Here is an 18,709-nt window from a genome sequence, read left to right as displayed (position 1 = left end):
AAGCCCGCTTCCAGCGTGGCTCCCTCTTTTCCCAAGCATACGCTTCGGAGTGTCAGAGAGATGCGGACCAGAGGGCGGGGCATGCGAGATTGGGATATTTTCAGAAAGGAGGGTCTTTGGGAAGTCTCCCTTCAGCCGAGTGCCATCCAGGGGACGGCACTCGGGAAAGGATGGGAGGTTACTTGATCTCCACTTTAGCGCCGGCAGCTTCGAGCTTCTTCTTGATCTCTTCAGCTTCCTCTTTCTTAGCGCCTTCCTTGACTTTCTGCGGAGCGCTCTCAACGAGCTTCTTCGCTTCAGCAAGGCCGAGGCCAGCGACAACGCCGCGGACTTCTTTAATCACGGCGATCTTGTTTGCGCCACCGTCAACCAGGACGACGTCGAACTCAGTCTTCTCTTCAGCAGCGGCTGCAGGAGCAGCACCACCAGCTGCAGGAGCAGCAGCAGCGATAGGAGCAGCGGCGCTCACGCCCCACTTGTCTTCCAGGGATTTCACGAGTTCAGCGACTTCCAGCACGGTAAGGCCGCTCAGTTCTTCAACGATTTTAGTCAGGTCTGCCATATGGGTATTTCGGTATCGCCGTTTCCTGGAGCACCAGGTTGTTTAAGAGAGAAAGCTTTCGCTCCGGCAAGGAACCATTGGGTGTTATGTTCAGGCGGCCGAAGCCGCCATCGGATCAAAGGGGTGGGAATTAAGCAGCGGCGGACTCGCCAGCGGCGTCGGCCTTGGCCTTGAGCACGCGTGCCAGGGAGGCAGCAGGCTCGTTGAGGAGGCGGACCAGAGCGGAGGCAGGTGCCTGAAGGACGCCAAGTAACTGGGCCTGGAGGGTTTCCTTGGAAGGCAGATCTGCCAGAGCCTTGATGCCGTTCGCGTCAAGAAGAGCGCCGTCGAGGACGCCAGCCTTGATCTTAGGCTTCTCGAACTCAGCCGCGAAGTTCTTCATGATCTTGGCAGCTGCGCAGACGTCCTGAGCACCGGTGACGAAGGCGCTCTGGCCCGTCAAGAAAGGTGCAAGGGACTCTGGATAACCGGCGCGCTCAGCAGCCTTCTTCACGAGAGTGTTTTTGAAGACGTGGATCTCAGCACCGGTGGGGGCCAAGCGCTTGCGCAGCTCAGCGAATTTGTCCACGGTGAGACCTGTGTAATCCACGACGAAGAGGAACGGGGAGGAGTTGACCCGGCTCAGCAGGTCTTCAATGAGGAGTGTCTTTTCAGCTTTCATAGGTGTCTTGTCTTCCTCAGGGATTACAGTTTCACATACTTGGAGACATCAATGCGCAGAGCGGGCGACATCGTCGCAGCCAGCGTGATGCTGTGCACATACTTACCACGAGCGGTGGCAGGCTTAGCACGGACGATCGCGTCGATCAAAGCATTGCCGTTCTCAGCCAGGGCGCTGACGTCGAAAGCGACTTTGCCGATGGTGGCGGCGATGTTGCCGTTCTTATCCAGCTTGAAGTCCACACGACCGGCTTTCACCGCCTTCACAGCACCACCGACGTCGTCGGTCACGGTGCCTGTTCTTGGGTTAGGCATCAAACCGCGAGGTCCGAGTTGCTTACCGAGCTTACGAACTTCATTCATCGCAGCGGGGGTGGCGACGGCGACATCGAAATCCATCTGACCATCTTTCACCTTGGCGATGAGATCTTCGAAACCGACCAACTCAGCTCCGGCGGCCTTGGCGGCTTCAGCGGCTGCGCCGACAGCGAACACGGCGACGCGAACCGTTTTACCAGAACCATGAGGCAGCGGGCAAGTGCCACGGATCATCTGGTCGCCCTTCTTCGGGTCCACACCCATGTGGAAGGACAGAGTCACCGTTTGGTTGAACTTCGTGCCTGGGAATTTGCGCACGAGTTCGGCAGCTTCTTCGAGTGAGAAGATCTTTCCTGCCGGAACCATTTCGGCAGCTTTCTTGTATCTTTTGCTTCGTGTTATCATGTGGTGTGCAGTGCTGGCGAGCGGTCTTCCGTTCTCCTGCGGTTGAATTAGTCGATGATGTCGATGCCCATCTGGCGGGCGGTGCCTGCCATGATGCGGGAGGCGCGCTCGAGGTCCTGAGTGTTCAGGTCCACGATCTTCATTTTGGTGGCTTCCAGAAGCTGGGCCTTGGTGATCTTGGCCACTTTCTTCTTGGCGGCTTCACCGGAGCCGGAGGCGATGTTCGCCACCTTCTTCAGGATGTTAGACGCTGGAGGCTGCTTCGTGATGAAGGTGAAGCTCTTGTCTTTGTAAACCGTGATGACGGTTGGGAGGACATCACCGCCAGCCTTCTGGGTGGCTGCGTTGAACTCCTTACAGAATGCCATGATGTTCACGCCAGCCTGACCGAGCGCAGGACCGATGGGCGGAGCAGGGTTGGCAGCACCAGCCTTGATCTGGAGCTTGATGAGTTTGACGATTTCTTTGGCCATGTTTTGTGTTCGCTTACTTGAGATTGAGGAGAGAGGCTGGCACGGAGCCAGGGCATCAGGACTAGGCTTTTTCCACCTGCCAGTATTCCAGATCCACGGGGGTGGAGCGGCCGAAGATATTGACAGAGACACGCAGCACGCCGCGCTCAGGATCGATTTCTTCGATGATACCGTTTTGGCTTTCGAAAGGCCCGTCTGCCACACGCACGGTATCTCCCACGGAGAAGGCGATTTTTGGCACCACGGATTCATCCTTATCACGGACCTGGGCCAACATGCCATCCACTTCACGCTGACGCATGGGGATCGGGTGGTCCTTGGTGCCGGCAAAGTTCAGCACGCCATCGGTTTCCTTCACGAAATACCAAGTCTTATCCACCAGCTGATTGTGCTCATTGAGCAGGTAGCAGTTGGCAATGACGTAGCCGGGGAAAAATTTCCGATTGGTTTCGGAGCGCTTGCCCTTTTTCACTTCGGAGACGCGTTCCGTGGGCACCAGCACTTCATAAATGTAGTCCCCCATCTCTTCGGTCTGGATACGGCGCAACATGCTGTCCCGGACTTTTTGCTCAAAGCCGGAGCGCACATGGATCACATACCATTGATCGCGAGGGGCGGGGATAGCTCCCATATAGTCAATCGGTGGGGGAAAAATTAAAAAAGAAAGGTGGCTGTAATCAGCCAGCGACCGCTTTTGCCATGGCCTCGAAAGCGCCACGCAGAGCTGTGTCAAAGAAAGCCACGAAGGCACCGAGCAGAATCATCGCAATGAAGACGACGATGGTGGAGTCAATGAGCTCCTTGTATTTAGCGAAACCTTTTTCTTTGGAATCCCAAGGCCAACTGGCTTTCTTGAGTTCGATATAGACTTCACCAAGGTAGGTGCGGATGCGGCTCATGTGAATCAGGCTTTACTGAAGAATATTCTAACCAAAGTGCAGGATGGCAGGCCAGGAGGGATTCGAACCCCCGACACGCGGTTTTGGAGACCGCTGCTCTACCAGCTGAGCTACTGACCTGTTTGAAGGGAATTTTCCTGCAACTGCGAAGTTAACCGTTCTGCTTGCTTCTTCGGGGAGGAAGGAGCCGCTGTAAAACCTGTGCGCCAGATTCTACAGCGGCTTCACGACAAGCGAAACGAAAAACGCAGATTAGTCGAGGATGTCAGCCACACGGCCGGCACCCACAGTCTTGCCACCCTCACGGATAGCGAAGCGGATGGTCTTCTCCATGGCGATCGGGGTGATCAGCTCGACGGTGATCGAGACGTTGTCACCAGGCATCACCATTTCAACACCTTCAGGAAGGGTCACGCTGCCAGTCACGTCCGTCGTGCGGAAGTAGAACTGTGGGCGATAGTTGTTGAAGAAAGGAGTGTGACGGCCGCCTTCGTCCTTGGAAAGAACGTAAACTTCAGCCTTGAATTTGCGGTGAGGCTTCACAGTGCCTGGCTTAGCGATGACCTGACCGCGCTCAATGTCGGTCTTCTTCACGCCACGCAGAAGGAGACCCACGTTGTCACCTGCACGACCTTCGTCGAGCAGTTTGCGGAACATTTCGATGTCCGTGACGGTGGTCTTGATGGTGTCGCGGATACCCACGATTTCCACTTCGGACATCTTCTTGATGATGCCACGCTCCACACGTCCGGTGCAAACGGTGCCACGACCTTCGATCGCGAACACGTCTTCCACGGGCATCAGGAAGTCCTGATCGATTGGGCGCTCTGGCAGCGGGATGTAGTCATCCACAGCATCCATGAGCTTCATGATGTTGGCGCGCTGCTCAGCGTCGCCTTCCAGGGCCTTCAGGGCGGAACCCTTGACGATCGGAATGTCGTCACCTGGGAAGTCATACTTGGAAAGGAGGTCGCGAACTTCCATCTCGACGAGGTCGAGGAGTTCAGCGTCGTCCACCATGTCCACCTTGTTGAGGAAGACCACGATGGCAGGCACGCCCACCTGACGAGCAAGCAGGATGTGCTCGCGAGTCTGTGGCATCGGGCCGTCGGCAGCAGAGCAAACCAGGATCGCGCCGTCCATCTGGGCAGCACCAGTGATCATGTTCTTCACATAGTCAGCGTGTCCAGGGCAGTCCACGTGAGCGTAGTGACGCTTGTCGGTCTGATATTCCACGTGAGCCGTGTTGATGGTGATACCGCGTGCCTTTTCTTCAGGAGCAGCGTCGATTTCATCATACTTGCGAGCTTCTGCATAACCCTTTTCAGCCAGGGTAGTGGTGATTGCAGCGGTCAGCGTGGTTTTGCCATGGTCAACGTGGCCGATAGTGCCGATGTTAACGTGCGGCTTGTTGCGTTGGAATGCTTCTTTAGCCATGAGTTGGTTTCGAGGTTATTTGCGCTAGGACGTCTAATTCGTTTGTCGTGTAACGGGATTCCTGAGCATGCACCTCCAGAATGGAGCTGATGAAGGGACTTGAACCCTCGACCTCGTCCTTACCAAGGACGTGCTCTACCACTGAGCTACATCAGCCTATGTCTGGCGGTGATTCACAGAGAATCTCCTCCTCTTTCGACAACAAAACCGGGACACATGGTCAATCCTGATGAGATCAGGCGACAATACACCCCGGCTCTTTTGGCGAAAAAGTGGATTGAGAGTAGATGGTGAAGGCGTTCTGTCAAAGACATTTTGAGCCGTTTTCCGGCAAATCTTCATCAAAATCGTCTCGATACCTGACAAATCGCAGGTTTTAGGCCAAAATCCACCCCTCATGACCCGCCCCGAAGCCATCCAGCAGATCCGTGACGCCTGTAAAACCGTCGCTCTTCAGTTCATGAAGATCCACCCTGCCCTGCCCCACCTGCAATCTTCTGAAACCATGGCGGAGTGCCTGAAGGCCGTGCATGAGATGACCGTCCAGCTCGAATCCATCAAGAAGAAGGTGGGTAAACTGGAGCGCGAAGACGATAGCAGCCTCCTCTAACCTACGGTTAACCCTGAACTCGAATCCCCTGGGCCTACCCACACCCGGATTCCCCGCTTCCATGCCGCCCCCCAAAGAACAGCCCCATCCCTTCGCCGATCTTCTCCTGACCGTGATCCTCCCCTCCGTGGTGCTGGAATCTCTGAGTAAGCCGGAGCGGCTCGGCCCCGCCTGGGCTTTGGTGGTAGCGCTCCTCATGCCGTTGGGATTCGGCATTTATTGTTTGGTGAAAAAACGCGGGCTGAATTTCTTCTCCATTCTCGGCCTCGCCGCCGTGCTGGTCACTGGTGGCCTTGGCTTGCTGAATCTCAGTGCCACGTGGTTTGCCGTAAAAGAGGCCGCTTTCCCGGTATTCCTCGGTCTGGCGTTCCCGCTGAGTTTTTTCTGGAAAAAACCGCTGGTCACGGAGCTGTTGCTGAATCCCCAGATCATCAATCACTCCCTGCTCCAGAGCAGCCTGGATACCGCCGAGAAAAAGAGCCGTTTTCATCATCTGTTAGGCCAAGCCTCCTGGGCTCTGGCTGGCACCATGCTGGTCTCCGCCGCGGCCAATGCGCTCCTGGTGCTCTATTACCTTCAGGGCACCGTGCCCGGCACGGAGGCCTACACGGCTGCGATCGGTCGGCAAAATTGGGTCGGCTTCATCGTCATCGGCTTCCCCATGCTCGGCGCCACCATGCTGCTGCTCTTCTGGATGCTGCGCCGCCTGCAAGCCCTCACCGGTCTGGAGCGAGACGACCTCATGAACCCCGGCGTCACCGTGAGACGGCAGGTGGGGGAGTGAAGATGAATGGCTGGGCTAAGCCCGACTCAAAGCGGGCCGATCCGAGCGCTCGACATCGAATCCATTTCTAACCACTAACGAACACTGATAAACACTAATAAATATTAGTGCCGATGAGTGTCCATCAGTGGTCTCACAAATCCTCCTGCTTCACTTTTCGTCACGGTGTAATCCTCGCGCCGGCGGCTTTGAGTTCTTCCACCTGTTTTTTGGAAAGTTCACTGAGAGGATTGCCCTCGATAAAGATTTGGCAATACGGAGCCCATTCACGGGGCCCTTCATTGTCTTTTTTCCACATCCGCAGTAACGGGGTCAGGTCAGCGATTTGGTTATTCTCCAGAAAGAGAAATTGCAGATCAGTCAGCGGCTCCAAGGGTGTGATATCGACCACTTTATTCCCCTTTAAGGACAGCATGGACAGCCATTTCAGGCTGCCAATTCCCGTGATGTCTGCGACTTGATTGCCTTCGAGATAGAGCGTCCAGACCTTGGGCAGCTTGAAGAGCGGTTTGGCATCTTGGATCTGGTTTCCTGCCAAATACAGGGAGGTCAGTGACTCGATGCCAGACAGCGGGGAGACATCCACCACCTTGTTGTTCGTCAGTTCCACATATTGGAGAGCCTTGCAGGCGGCCAGGGGCTTCAGATCTGAAATCTGGTTATTCCCCACATCCAGAAACTGGAGGCGCTCCAGGCCCTGAATCGGTGCCAGATTCGTGATCTTGTTGTCGGGCAAGGTCAGTGAAGCCAGTGCGGTGCATTTCTCCAGACCCGTGAGATCGGTGATGCCCATCCCCTTCCCTTCGATGATCGAAACGGTGGCCACATCCTCGGCGGTCAGCGGCTGCTGATTGTCCTTCTTGGTGAAGACCTGCTTACGAACTGCGGCCTCCAGAGCTTTGTCTTTGAAAATCGTCGTCGGTTTCGGGGGCTCCGCTTTGGCCTCCGGTTTCGGGGCAGGTTTGGGTTCAGCCTTCGGGGCGGGTGCTGCCGGTTTGTTCTCAGGCTTCGGGGTTGGCGCAGGAGTCGGTTTCGTTTCCGGCTTGGCCGCAGGGGCGGGTTTAGTCTCGGGCTTCGGGGCCGCTGGCGCGGGTGGTGGCGTGGCAGGTTTCGCCTCGGGTTTAGCAGCCGGGGCCGGGCTCGGCACGGGAGCGGGAGCGGGTTTGACTTCAGGTTTGGCCTCCGTCTTGGGTGTGGGCGGGGGCGTCGGCGCTGGCTTCTCGGCGGCTTTCGGGGCCGGAGCGGGCGCAAGGGCTGGCTTCGGAGCTTCTTCTTTCTTGGTGGGCTCGGCAGGCTTCGTTGCCGGGGTTGCAGGCTTGGCCTCCTGAGCACGGGAAACCTGGAAAGTGGCCAGGAGGAGGATCAGCGGAAGAGTCAGCTTCATGGCGTCAAAGGGGAAGAAAATCAAAGTAGCCCATTAATACGGCATCGAGGGGTTGCATGTTAGCGTAAAATCGGCTCAGTCCTTGTCATCATGGTCAATGTCATTGTCATTCTCGAGATCGATCCTCTGCGTGTGGATGAGTTCCTGGAAGTCATCACCTACAACGCCGCCGAATCGGTCAAAGAGCCCGGCTGCCTACGCTTCGAAGTGAGCCGCCAGTTTGATCAGGCCAATCTCTTCGCCCTCAGTGAGAGCTACGTGGATAAGGACGCCATGGACGCCCACTACCAGACGCCCCACTTTGCCGTGTGGAAGGAGAAATCCGCCACCGGTTTTGTCCAGAAGCGGTGGTCGGTCAAGGGACCTGTGCTCGAGTAACCCTACCCCTGTGGAAGACGCCTTCGGCCATCACATCTCCTACCTGCGCGTCTCCGTCACGGATCGCTGCAATGAGCGCTGCCGCTACTGCATGCCGCAGGAGGAGCAGGCCTGGTTTCCGAAGGATGAAATCCTCAGCTATGAGGAGATGCTGCGCGTGCTACGAGTCGGCGCGGGCCTCGGCATCCGAAAGGTGCGTGTGACCGGTGGCGAACCCCTCACCCGCCCCGGAGTGGCAGATTTCTGCGCGCAGATCAGCGCCATCCCCGGCATTCAGGAAATCGGCATCTCCACCAATGGCACGCTGCTTTCGAAAACCGAAGGCGGCCTCACGATGGCGGAGCGGCTGGTGAAGGCCGGGGTGCGCAGCGCCAATATTTCTCTCGATTCCCTGGATCGTGAAACCTACCGCCGCAGCACGAATCGCGATCTCCTGCCCAAAGTGCTGGAAGGCATCGAAGCCGCCATCAGTGCCGGCTTCCGCAGCATTCGGCTGAACTGCGTGCTGATGAAAAACCAGACCGAGCGGGAGTTCATGCCCCTGCTCAACTACGCGTGGGAAAAAGGGCTGCTGCTGCGCTTCATCGAACTCATGCCCGTGAGCACCCAGGACGTGCTGAGCGAGGATAACTTCCTGGCCACCGGCACCGCACGCCAGCTCATCGAGCAACACACCGGCCCGCTCCTTCCCCGGCCCGATTTCAAAACCAACGGTCCAGCCACCTACTACGCTGTGGCGGGCACGGAGCAAAAGATCGGCTTCATCGGAGCGATGACCAACCTGCACTTCTGCGAGACCTGCAACAAGCTGCGCCTGACCAGCGATGGCAAACTCCGCCCCTGCCTCGGCAGTTGGCTGGAGTTCGATCTCCGTGAAGTCCTGCGCTCGCCCCAAGGCTGCACGGATCAAGAACTGGCGGGTTTCATCCACAACGTCGTGGCCCGCAAACCCAAGGAGCACGACTTCCGCCACAATTACCAGCCGAACCGCCGCATGATCGCGATCGGGGGGTAAATCAACGGCGTCTCACGTCGTTTCTTTTTTTCCCACGGCAGGACTCGGCTTGGGCTCAGCCTGCCCGTCTTTCACCGGCCCGGCTTCGATCTGGCCATCCACAGTGGGAAGTACACGAGCCCCATCCGCAGGAAATGGGATGGGGGTTAGACAAAGGACGTCGCCTTCCTTCGGCGCTTTCTTGGCATTGGCCGACACGACGATGTGCTTCTCATTGCTCACCAGGGGGTCCACCGTCATGCGGCGCAGGGTGTTTTGCGGACGGTCGATGAGGATGATTTCATTCCCTGCCCGTACCGCCGCGCGTGGCACGATGTAAACGTCCTCCAGGGGTTCACCGACGATCTCAGCCTCGACAAAGGCCCCGATGGTCAAAGGCGGTTTGCCATCGGCCCGGCGGGCATAGGGATCGGTCACCTGAGCCACCGCTGTCGCTTGGCGGGTCTGCTCATCCAAGGCCCCTTCCACGCGCACGATCTTGCCCTCCCACATGACGGTTTTTCCTGCGATGACGGACTTGAGAAAGACGGGCAGGGCGGGTTCGGCAGGGTTGTTTTGATCCCGAAATGCATGCGGCAGCTTCAAATACTGACTTTCCCGTTCCGGCAGCGGCAAGCGGATCTCCACATAATCCACGGCGAAGATGCGGCCCAGGGTGGTTCCCGAGTTGACGAACTGGCCCAGGTCCACCGCCTGCTCCAGCACTTGACATGCATACGGGGCGCGGATGGTGGTGCGCTCGAGATCGCGCTCGGCCTTCAGCACCTGCGCTTTGGCGGAAGCCACGTCGGCTTTGGCCTTGGCGAGCTGCGGTGCCCGCGAAACCAGGGCGGAGGGGGTGCCGGTGCGGCCCATGGCACGCCAGTTTTCCACGGCCTGATCCGCCCGTGCCTGCTCCTCAGCCAGCACGACTTCAGCTTGAGCTTCCGCAGCCTGGGTCACGACAATCGCGGTTTCATAATCCACCGGGTCTAAGCGCATCAGCACATCGCCTGCGGCAAAAAAGCCACCGGGGCGGAAGGAGGGGCTGATCTCGATGATCTTGCCACTCACCTCGGGCAAGAGAGTGCTGCGGGTGCGGGGCTGCACGGTGCCCTGAGAGCGCACGCGCAGCTCGTAAGTGGTCTTATTCAGCGTCGTCCCCTCCACCCGGACCAAGGTGGGAGGGATGTCCTTTTTCTCCTGCACCGGCGGATTCGATAGCAGCCACCAGGTGACGACAATACAGCCGCCCAAGACGACGATGGGAAGGATAAACCGAATGGCTCTGAGGAGGAAGCGCATGAACTAAAAGTTAAACGCTTCGGGATGCCTCAGGATTGGCTCTTTGTCGAACGCCCGTGCAGGTTTTCTACCTCCACCTCAACCGAACAAGGCGGCAATCGGTTTGCCCCCATCGGTGATCGGCACTGGGCGGGAGGCATCCATCAGCTCGTGAGAGGGATCGATGCCCAAAGCCGCATGGATGGTGGCATGGAAGTCTGGGGTCGACACAGGATTCTCCACGATGGTCTTCGAAAGATCATCCGTGACACCATAGGCACCGCAATGCTTCAGGCCGCCACCTGCCAGGATCATGCTGAATGTGCTGCACTGGTGACCACGTCCTCCGCCACCATCGAACTCAGGGGGCCGACCAAACTCGGTGCCCACGGCAATGAGCGTCTTGTCGAGTAAGCCATGGGTTTTGAGATCGGCAATCAGGGTGGCGAGGGCATCGTCCAGATCCTGGATGAGCAGGTGCTGTTTGAGCTGACCGTCGTTATGCGTGTCCCAGCCGGTGCCGTTGACGAATCCCAGGTTATGGGAAACCTCGATGAAACGCACGCCATCCTGGATCAAGCGACGTGCCAACAAGCAGCGCTGACCGAATTCACTGCCGTAAGCATTGCGCAGGTCGGCCGATTCTTCGTCCAGGTTGAAGTTGCGCATGAACTCTGGACCTGCCAGTCGCAGAGCCTCCCGCTGGGCCGCTTCGTAGTCCGCCAGGACCGATTCCTTGGCTACACGCTCCTGGAGAGGTTTCAAAAGCTGCTCACGAGCTATCACGCGCTGTTCCGTGACATAGCCTGGGCGGGTAAACCCGGAGGGACCGGCCTTGGTATCCGAGAGGTAGATGTTCCCATGCTTCGCGCCCAAGAAACCGGGGCCGCGGCTCGGGCTGGGATATCCGATGAGCATGTAGGCCGGCACCTTGGGATTCGCCGCGCCGCGCTGATGAGCCACGATGGACCCGATGGAAGGATAGGTCGTGTTGCCACTCACCGGACGCCCCGTATGCACGAAGTTCGTGGCGATGGCGTGCTCATTGATCACGTTATGAAACACTGTGCGCACGGCGGTGACGTGCTCCATCTGGCGGGCCACTTTCGGCAGGTGCTCACACACGCGCACTCCAGGCACGGAGGTTTCGATGGAAGGATAGGCGGAACCTGCTTTCTTCGGGCTGCCTTTCGGATCACCCAGGGCTTTCGGGTCAAAGGTATCTGCTTGGCACATGCCTCCACCTAACCAGATGAAGATGCAATGCTCCGCCTTGCCCTTGGGCATCGAGACGGGAGTGGCAGCAGAGGCGGCACGGACTCCGAAAGAGGCCAATGGGGCCATGGCGGCGGATTGAAGGAAGCGACGGCGTTTCATAGTGACTTATGATACCAAACGTTTGATCCCCCTGTCTTTCATCTTTTCAAACCCCTCACTTTCGTGGGGGGCCTCACTGGAACTGTCTTTCAGCCCTGCTCTTCGTCCTGAATGTGGTGCTTCCAATAATCGGGATGACGTTTATCGTGAGCAAGGGCAATGACATAGATGCTGGTGTCGCGAACCCGATAAATGACGTGATATGAAAAACGCTTCAAATTGATGCGCCGATATTCGCGATAAACAAAATGGTAGCCTGAGGGAGATGCCGTGATTTTAGCAATGTGGGAATCATATTCCCCAAGCAATCGCTCCGCTGACCAGAGACTCCGCCCTTGGAGATAAGTCATGGCTTCATCGAGCTCCTCCAGAACCTCTGGATGGGTGATGACCTCAAAAGCCATACTTTGCTTTCAATTTGGCCATCACTTGCTCATGAGGGATGCACTCCACCTTCCCGCTTTCGATTTCCTCCCAGCGGCGATCCAGGGTCGCTTTCATTTCATCCGAAAGCTCAACGTCCTCAGATTCACCGGGAGGTCCATAGACACTGCTTTGCAGACGGTCAGCGATCTCCAGACGATCTTCTTCCGACAGAGTCAGCAGGTTACTCAGGATGGATTCAGCAGTAGCGGTCATGGCACGAAAAAGAGCGAGGGAGGAGAATCAACGCCGTTAGATCAGGGCAGCTTGCTTGAGCAGTTCGGTGGCCCAGGTCATCTCCTCGTCGGGCAGAGGAGGCTGGGGCGGCACCGTGTAGTCCAGCACTTCATGATAGCGGCCCTTACGATAGCACTGGTTCACGATGGCTTGGAGATTCAAAGATGTGTCGTCATCACCTTCACGCAAAGGGATACGGATGATGGGCAAAGGCTGCCGTAACGGCATGTCATAGAGCCCATGACGGCGGCTATGGGCGGCACGGGTGATGCAGGCCGAATGGCTGACTCGGCTGCTGCTTTGCCCTAGGCTGGGGAGAAGAGACGGTCCGCCGCGAATGAGATCAATTTCAACCACACTGATCCCCCCTAACAAATAGTCACGACGCTTACGCTGCCAGGCGGCCTGGGTTTCGCGAGAATCTTTGTTGCTGGGGGAAATGAGTTCAATGGCCGTGATCACATGAGCCCGGCTGTGGACGATCTCAATGAAATGCTCCACTTCCGTTTCAGGCTCCACATTCAGCTCGGGAGCCTCCACGATCACTGGTTCCGCGACGGCCACCCCACTGGCCGCCACCGAAGCGGCAGGCCGATCCCAGCTCTGAGTGATGGACACGTCGGGGATATAGCTGCGGGTGGCCGCACTCAGGTTTTCATCGGAGATCGCCAGCCGTTCATCAATGCGAGCATGCATCCCAGAAGGCAAGGCATCATTCAGAACATCCCGCGCATAGACGAGGAATGCGGCATGAAAGTCCCGCCAATGGCCCTGTAGCCACGGGTTCATTCCAGGAAACGGGTTCTCAAGGCTCATGCAGATATCCTGCCACAAATCCTCAAGAACGCACGTTCAGAAAATCAGGGCCCCCACTTAAGGAGCAAACACCCACTCAGGCGCATTCATCATGGCCCAGAGGACGTCTTCCAGGCGGTTGCGCCATTCCTGGGTCAGACGATCGGTGGGTGGATCCCCGCGACGGGCGGCGGCTTCTTCCTCGATGCGGAGCGCATTAGCTTCGGCGTCCAGGTGATTGGTCCAGGAGACATACTTCACCGGATAACGCGGGACCGTTTTCCGGGCTTCCGGTTGCTGGCGACGGGTCTCGAAACCTTCCTTCAGATAAGCGGTGTATTGCGCCCTCTCTTCAGCGGAAGGATGACGAGTCAAAAGACGCAGGTAGAGGGTATCCACGAACTGGTCTAACGTCATGTCTTGCTGAGCCAACTCGGTGATGCCGTGGTCGTCGCTCAGACGAGTGAGCCACACGCCAACCGTCCCATTGCCCAAGATGGCAGGCTGAAGGGCATTCGGGTCTTTTTCACGATTGCTCACCGGATCTTGACGGGCACCGCGCCAGCCGAAAGCTTCCAACACGTCGCAAACCGCCTGGATACGAGGCAGGCTCAGGCTGGGACGGTCACGTTCATTGCTGGTGCTGGCGAGCATCCAGGCACGGGTGGGATTCCCCAGCGTGATGGAGTTTTTCATATCGCGGCGGCCATCCACATCCAGGCTCACCTCTTCCGTCTTGAAGGGCTTGCCTGTGGCAAAGAACAGCGAGTCCACGATCTGCTCCGCCGAGAGACGGCGGGGTGCAGGCGAGGTAAACAGCGGGCTGGTGGCGGTGAGAGCCGTATCGGTGGCACGCTGGTAAGCATGGGAGTTCAAGATGAGGCGGGAGAGGTTCTTCAGGCTGTAACCCCCGCGCACAAACTCGCGGCCTAACCACTGAAGCAGTTCTGGGTGGGAAGGCTTACCCTTTTCCCAATCTTCCACGGGCTCCACGATGCCACGGCCCATGTATTGCTGCCACATGCGGTTGGCGATGACCTGGGCAAAGCGCTCATTCTGGGGAGCGGTGACAAGTGCCGCCAGACGATCCCGAGGGTCTTTAGGGTCTTCCGCCAGTGTATCGGCCACCGACTCCGCCACGAATTCCTTGAAGGGCCAAGCGGGCTCGACTTTAGACCCGGGCTGGAGTGTCACCTGGATCAGCGGTTTACGGCCTCCTTCGTGCAGCTTGTCCATCGGCACGCTGCTGGTCTTCGGCACGTCCATGGCTTTCTGACCCAGCATCGCCGCGAGCTCAAAGAGATCCTGCTGGAGGCTCTTGTGGGCAGGGGCATCGTGGCAGCGGGCGCACTTCATCTCCACGCCGAGGAAGGCGGTGCTGACGATGGTTCCCTTGGCCGCCATCGGCACATCATTGCCTGACGCGGTGCCAAATCCTGCCGGACCACCGAAACGCTCACTGCCCTGCATGCGCAGCAGCTCGGTCACCATGAGGTCCATCGGGCGATCATCTTCCAGCGCCTCGTGCAGATACCAGCGGAAGGGTCCCGTGTTATTCAGCGTCGGGTTGAGGATGTTCGGATTTTCCGCCAGCACATCCTGCCAGTAACCCATCCATTTATCGGCCCAGCGCGAATCAGCCAGCAGGCGGTCGATCACCTTGGCACGCTTATTCGGGCTCTTGTCGGCGGTGAAAGCTTCGATCTCTGCAACGGTCGGTGTCACCCCCACGGTGTCTAGAGTCACCCGGCGCAGGAACGCGAGGTCATCACTCAGATTCGTGATCTCGATCCGATCCACATTCATCTCCGGCCAGGTCGCACCTTCACTGATCCAGCGCTTGATCACATCGATCTGTTCCGCAGTCAGCGGATGGCCTTTCGGCGGCATGATGTAGTCTTCGTCATCCGTGCTCACACGAGAGACCAGAGAGCTTTTCTCGGGCTGCCCAGGCACCACCGCAGGGCCATCGGATTCACCGCCTTTCAGCACATCGGCCAGGGAGTCCAGCTTCAAATCGCCTTTCGTCTTGCTGCCTTGATGGCAGGAAAAACAGTTGGCTTCTAGGATTGGCATCACTTCCTTATAGAAGTTCACGCCATCCTTCTTTGCTGAGGAATACTGGGCAGAAACCGCTGCAATCTTGGTGTTCAGGAAACGATCAATCTCATTGTTAGTCGGATACCCTTTCACCGGCGCAGGCACTTTCACTGCAGGAGCACTCGCCAGCCATTTTTGCGCGGCTTCTCGACGCTTACTCCAGTAGCCATCATGCTGCGCACGAACCTTGGCACGACGCTCGGCGTTGTAAGACACAAGCCAGGCATTCTGCTTCTTCTCATAATCCGTCCAACCTGCGTCGTTGTAAGCGACCTTGGTTTTACCCGGGCCGACCAACTCCCAATTCTCCGTGCCTTCATAAGAAATGGCCACCACGGTTTCACCCGTTTCGGGGCGCTTCTTGGAACTGCCCACCACACCGCCAATCATGCTCTCCACGACGAAGAGATGGTCACCACCCTGAGTTTCAAACTCCGCCCATGTTTCTTGGGTGCCTGGAGGGGCAAACCGGAAATCGGGGCCGAGGTTCAGATACACATCTTGTTCGGAAACACGACCGTGACCGCCTGTGTCCGACTTCGCAAACGGCATGTCCAGGAAAGGTTTGCCATCAATGACCAAACGGGTAGCGCTGCGACCCCGCAACAGTAGGCGATGCTTACCTGCAGGCAACTTCACCACGGAAGCCGCACGCAGCAGATAAGGGATGGGGCGATCTCCGCGCACTCCGGTTTCCACATACTTCTGGGGAACTTCCGAGAGGCCAAAAGCATCCAAGGTATAACTCTCAGTGGCCTGCGGTGGCATGGCCGGCCAGGAGTTCTTCGGCGGCACGCCCTCCTCGCAGATCTGCACCAGGACTTTCCCCTTCGGCAGCTTTTTGACATCCACCGGTGGAGGCGGTGGCTGGAACTGATACCGCTGCGCCAGCAAGGCCTCAGGCAACACCTCACGGTAAATGGCGATCTCATCCAGAGCACCGGTCAGCGTGTTGCTCGGACCACCACCGTAGCCGGTCCCGATCATGACATCATCCGCATCTGTCACCGGTGGCTCGGCGGACTTGCCTGCGATGTCCCAGACACCACCCGCCGTCTTTTTGCCATCCACATAGGCCTTCATGCTCTCCGGCTTGCCGAAGGTGTAAGTCACCGCCACGTGATGCCAACCCGAGCCTGGATTGAAGCCTTCTTTGGAAACCCAGCGATGGTAGTTTTCCTTCCCATCTTTGCTCCGGCTGCGGAACAAGAAACAAGGACGTGCCTCACCATCCTCACCCTTCAAGCGCAGCGCCCAGTTCTGATTCTCGGCGGTAAAGCCCTTGGCCTTATTGCGGCCTTTGCCAATCAGATAAACATACTTGCCGTTAGCGAGATCTTCCGCATTCACCCAGCACTCGATGCTCAGGGTATCCCCCTGGACGAAACGCAGGTTCACCTCCGGCAGATCCGATTCACGCACCTGGATGTAGCTTTCCTTGCCCGTGAAGACCGCGGCCTTGTTGCCTTTTTCAAAACCCGGATACACCGGTTTCTGCGGCCCTACAGGCTCGATCACAGCCTTGCCTTGAAGGGTGCCTGCTTCCTGTTTCTCAAAGGTCCACTTCACCAGGGGGGTAACCTTCGGAATCGGCGTAGAATCATTCTGCGCCGCGTTTTTGGCATCGTCAGCGGGATCAACCGCCAGCAGCAAGCCAGGCAGTAGAAAAAAGGGAAGGGCGCGGGTCATGGTGAAGCTCATTGTGAGGATACCAACGGCCGCTGACGAGACTTTTCACATCCCTGCACACCCCACTTTAGGGGGATGGGGGGGAGGGCAGTGTTCAGTTATCAGTCACCCGTGTTCGGACCCCTATCCAGGGCTCGGAGCCCCGGCTTCAGCCGGAATTCTGGGAGCTTCAGAGTCCTAACGTTCCGTCTAAAGGCGTGGCCACGAGCCCCGAAAGCAAGCTCTGGAAACTGTTGACTGAATACTGAATACCGAACACCGCCTACTCCCTCACCGGCAGTTCATAGCACACCGCCTCACGGTCATTCCGCACCAGCAGATAGCGTCCGGCGAGGGTGGGGTGATTCCAAGTCTTGCTGCTCAGCGCCTCCACTTTACCGAGGTCTTCATAACCCTCCGGTTTCGCCGCCGCGAGATGGACTGCGCCGCCTTCGCTTTGGACAATCAAGAGGTCATCCACCAGCAGGGTCTGTCCCGAAGCATAGCGCCCCTCTTTCCACAGGCGATCTCCGGTCTCGAGATCCACACAGGCCAAACGACCATCATCCAGACCGTAGGCATGACCCGCGAGTTCCGCCGGGCTGTTAAACTGCGTCTTCATTTTCATACCCGTCCACAGCTCAGTTGCAGTCAGCAGGCCCTCTGACGTGGCTTCGATTTTCAGCATCAGACAGCCCATGCCATAGCCCGCCGAGAGGAACACCCGATCTTGGTCTAACACCAAGGGTTGCGAGGCCTTGGGCCATTTGCTATCGCCCCAGGCATAGTCCAGCAGCACCTTCCCTGTGGCGGGATCACAGACCAGCAAGGCACGGGCATTGTTGCTGAGGATCACGCGTTTGCCTGCCAACACAGCCAGCGAGGGCGAGGCATAACTGGCTTCATCTTCACCGGCTTTCCAGGCAGGCTCGCCAGTTTCTTTTCGAAAGGCAAACAGCACGGGGGCTGGGCCGCGACCACCGGTCACCACGACCAGATCATCCACCACCAAGGGAGAGCTGCTGGTGCCCCACTCGATGTTCTTCAGGTCGTTTTCCTCCAGCACGGAGCGCTGCCAGATCTTCTTCCCCGTGGCAGCCTCCAGGCAGGTGAGCAGACCGGTGGCTCCGTAACTGTAAACCTTCCCCGCGTCCACGGTTGGTGTGGCATGCGGGCCATCCCCACTCTGCCATTGAGAAAAGCGGGCTTTATCGGCATGAGACCACAACAGCTTGCCCGTGAATAGATCATAACACGTTACCAACTCTTCCTCACCACGCTGCTCCTGAGTGTAAGCACGGCCCTGCACCACGGCATAAGCCGCCCAGCCTTCACCGATGGGTTGCCGCCAGAGTTCCTTGGGCGGAGTCGCCTGCCAATCCCGCGCCAGTTTGGCACCTTGGATCACCCCATTGCGTTCAGGTCCGAAGAATTGCGCCACATCTGCGGCCTGAGCCAGGCGTGGGTCCGTGCTCGCTGTCACAGCCTCCTTAGCCTCCCCCACCGCGCCTTTCAGATTCGCGTTCGTCTTCGACCACCGCCACACCAGTTTCGGCATGCCCGTGCCATCGGCCGTGCCGTCCACCTTCACCAGTTGTTTGGCTCCGAAAAATAGGGCTCCGAGCACCACCACGCCCACCAGTTTCGTTCGCCAAGTGAAACGCCGACTGATGAGAAACCAGAGGATATTCAGCAGCACCACCAGGAGAGGAATCCCCGCCGTGAGCCAGCTTTTCAAATTGCGCTCAAATTCCGGCAGCGAGCGCACATAAAAGATGGCCCCCGCGCCGAGCAAGATCGTGAGGAGCGGAAACCAGGGTAAACCACGGCGACGAGTGGAGGGTGTTTCAGAGGAGCGATTCATAGGAGTGGATCATTTGAATGGAGTGAGTGCTTACTTTACAAACTGGAACAAAAAAAG

18 protein-coding genes, 2 tRNA genes and 1 pseudogene are annotated in these 18,709 nt (G+C 57.8%); 4 read left to right on the top strand and 17 right to left on the bottom strand.

Annotated features, from left to right (window positions below):
* Window positions 1–178 precede the first annotated feature (178 nt).
* The 9 genes from rplL to B5D61_RS11470 form a co-directional block, all read right to left on the bottom strand.
* On the bottom strand, window positions 179–562 hold the full coding sequence (gene rplL, locus B5D61_RS11510; protein ID WP_078813535.1) for a 50S ribosomal protein L7/L12: 384 nt from the start codon (window positions 560–562) through the stop codon (window positions 179–181).
* Between the two features lie 130 nt (window positions 563–692).
* Entirely contained in the window at window positions 693–1,223 is a 531-nt protein-coding gene (gene rplJ / locus B5D61_RS11505; RefSeq protein WP_078813534.1) for a 50S ribosomal protein L10, read from the bottom strand.
* A gap of 23 nt (window positions 1,224–1,246) precedes the next feature.
* Entirely contained in the window at window positions 1,247–1,945 is a 699-nt protein-coding gene (gene rplA, locus B5D61_RS11500) for a 50S ribosomal protein L1 (RefSeq protein WP_078813533.1), read from the bottom strand.
* Window positions 1,946–1,992: 47 nt separating this feature from the next.
* Window positions 1,993–2,418: a 50S ribosomal protein L11 gene (rplK, locus tag B5D61_RS11495; RefSeq protein ID WP_078813532.1), complete on the bottom strand. Its 426-nt coding sequence runs from the start codon at window positions 2,416–2,418 to the stop codon at window positions 1,993–1,995.
* Between the two features lie 61 nt (window positions 2,419–2,479).
* Window positions 2,480–3,049, bottom strand: a complete 570-nt coding sequence (nusG, locus tag B5D61_RS11490; RefSeq protein WP_078813531.1) for a transcription termination/antitermination protein NusG — start codon at window positions 3,047–3,049, stop codon at window positions 2,480–2,482.
* A gap of 46 nt (window positions 3,050–3,095) precedes the next feature.
* Window positions 3,096–3,317 carry a preprotein translocase subunit SecE gene (secE, locus tag B5D61_RS11485; RefSeq protein WP_078813530.1) on the bottom strand — a complete coding sequence of 74 codons (222 nt, stop codon included), beginning with the start codon at window positions 3,315–3,317 and terminating at the stop codon, window positions 3,096–3,098.
* A gap of 44 nt (window positions 3,318–3,361) precedes the next feature.
* Window positions 3,362–3,437 (bottom strand) — tRNA-Trp (locus tag B5D61_RS11480).
* 132 nt (window positions 3,438–3,569) lie between these two features.
* Entirely contained in the window at window positions 3,570–4,754 is a 1,185-nt protein-coding gene (tuf, locus tag B5D61_RS11475; protein ID WP_078813529.1) for an elongation factor Tu, read from the bottom strand.
* 81 nt (window positions 4,755–4,835) lie between these two features.
* Window positions 4,836–4,910: transfer RNA gene (locus B5D61_RS11470), tRNA-Thr, on the bottom strand.
* Between the two features lie 241 nt (window positions 4,911–5,151).
* On the opposite strand from B5D61_RS11470, the gene B5D61_RS11465 reads away from it, so the two are divergent.
* Both B5D61_RS11465 and B5D61_RS11460 read left to right on the top strand, forming a co-directional pair.
* Window positions 5,152–5,364, top strand: coding sequence for a hypothetical protein (locus B5D61_RS11465; protein WP_078813528.1), 213 nt, complete (start codon window positions 5,152–5,154; stop codon window positions 5,362–5,364).
* Between the two features lie 61 nt (window positions 5,365–5,425).
* The gene (locus B5D61_RS11460; RefSeq protein WP_078813527.1) at window positions 5,426–6,148 is read left to right on the top strand and encodes a VC0807 family protein; all 723 of its coding nucleotides are present in this window, start codon (window positions 5,426–5,428) and stop codon (window positions 6,146–6,148) included.
* Window positions 6,149–6,308: 160 nt separating this feature from the next.
* On the opposite strand, the gene B5D61_RS11455 is transcribed toward B5D61_RS11460, so the two are convergent.
* Window positions 6,309–7,532 (bottom strand): leucine-rich repeat domain-containing protein, encoded by a 1,224-nt coding sequence (locus B5D61_RS11455; RefSeq protein ID WP_139373211.1) that lies wholly within the window; start codon window positions 7,530–7,532, stop codon window positions 6,309–6,311.
* 90 nt (window positions 7,533–7,622) lie between these two features.
* Between B5D61_RS11455 and B5D61_RS11450 the strand changes: the two genes are divergently transcribed.
* Together B5D61_RS11450 and moaA are read left to right on the top strand one after the other, a co-directional pair.
* Entirely contained in the window at window positions 7,623–7,910 is a 288-nt protein-coding gene (locus B5D61_RS11450) for a putative quinol monooxygenase (protein ID WP_078813525.1), read from the top strand.
* A 10-nt stretch (window positions 7,911–7,920) separates the two neighbouring features.
* Window positions 7,921–8,925: a GTP 3',8-cyclase MoaA gene (moaA, locus tag B5D61_RS11445; RefSeq protein ID WP_176159371.1), complete on the top strand. Its 1,005-nt coding sequence runs from the start codon at window positions 7,921–7,923 to the stop codon at window positions 8,923–8,925.
* Window positions 8,926–9,174: 249 nt separating this feature from the next.
* On the opposite strand, the pseudogene B5D61_RS11440 reads toward moaA, so the two are convergent.
* The 7 genes and pseudogenes from B5D61_RS11440 to B5D61_RS11410 all read right to left on the bottom strand — a co-directional run.
* Window positions 9,175–10,209 (bottom strand): annotated as a pseudogene (locus B5D61_RS11440) (efflux RND transporter periplasmic adaptor subunit); the annotation flags it as partial.
* 78 nt (window positions 10,210–10,287) lie between these two features.
* Window positions 10,288–11,565 carry a DUF1501 domain-containing protein gene (locus B5D61_RS11435; RefSeq protein WP_078813522.1) on the bottom strand — a complete coding sequence of 426 codons (1,278 nt, stop codon included), beginning with the start codon at window positions 11,563–11,565 and terminating at the stop codon, window positions 10,288–10,290.
* An 89-nt stretch (window positions 11,566–11,654) separates the two neighbouring features.
* Window positions 11,655–11,969 carry a type II toxin-antitoxin system RelE/ParE family toxin gene (locus B5D61_RS11430; protein WP_078813521.1) on the bottom strand — a complete coding sequence of 105 codons (315 nt, stop codon included), beginning with the start codon at window positions 11,967–11,969 and terminating at the stop codon, window positions 11,655–11,657.
* Window positions 11,959–12,204: an addiction module protein gene (locus tag B5D61_RS11425; RefSeq protein ID WP_078813520.1), complete on the bottom strand. Its 246-nt coding sequence runs from the start codon at window positions 12,202–12,204 to the stop codon at window positions 11,959–11,961. The genes B5D61_RS11430 and B5D61_RS11425 overlap by 11 nt, the downstream gene beginning before the upstream one ends.
* 36 nt (window positions 12,205–12,240) lie before the next feature.
* Window positions 12,241–13,041 (bottom strand): DUF4058 family protein, encoded by an 801-nt coding sequence (locus tag B5D61_RS11420; RefSeq protein ID WP_078813519.1) that lies wholly within the window; start codon window positions 13,039–13,041, stop codon window positions 12,241–12,243.
* A gap of 57 nt (window positions 13,042–13,098) precedes the next feature.
* Window positions 13,099–16,809, bottom strand: coding sequence for a DUF1553 domain-containing protein (locus B5D61_RS11415; RefSeq protein ID WP_078813551.1), 3,711 nt, complete (start codon window positions 16,807–16,809; stop codon window positions 13,099–13,101).
* Between the two features lie 262 nt (window positions 16,810–17,071).
* Window positions 17,072–18,652: a PQQ-binding-like beta-propeller repeat protein gene (locus tag B5D61_RS11410; protein ID WP_078813518.1), complete on the bottom strand. Its 1,581-nt coding sequence runs from the start codon at window positions 18,650–18,652 to the stop codon at window positions 17,072–17,074.
* Window positions 18,653–18,709: the final 57 nt, after the last annotated feature.

The sequence above is a fragment of the Prosthecobacter debontii genome (genome assembly GCF_900167535.1).
Taxonomy (GTDB): Bacteria; Verrucomicrobiota; Verrucomicrobiia; order Verrucomicrobiales; family Verrucomicrobiaceae; genus Prosthecobacter; species Prosthecobacter debontii.
The sequence above is the reverse complement of the archived record's forward strand: the minus strand, read 5'-3'. Positions and strand labels throughout refer to the sequence as shown.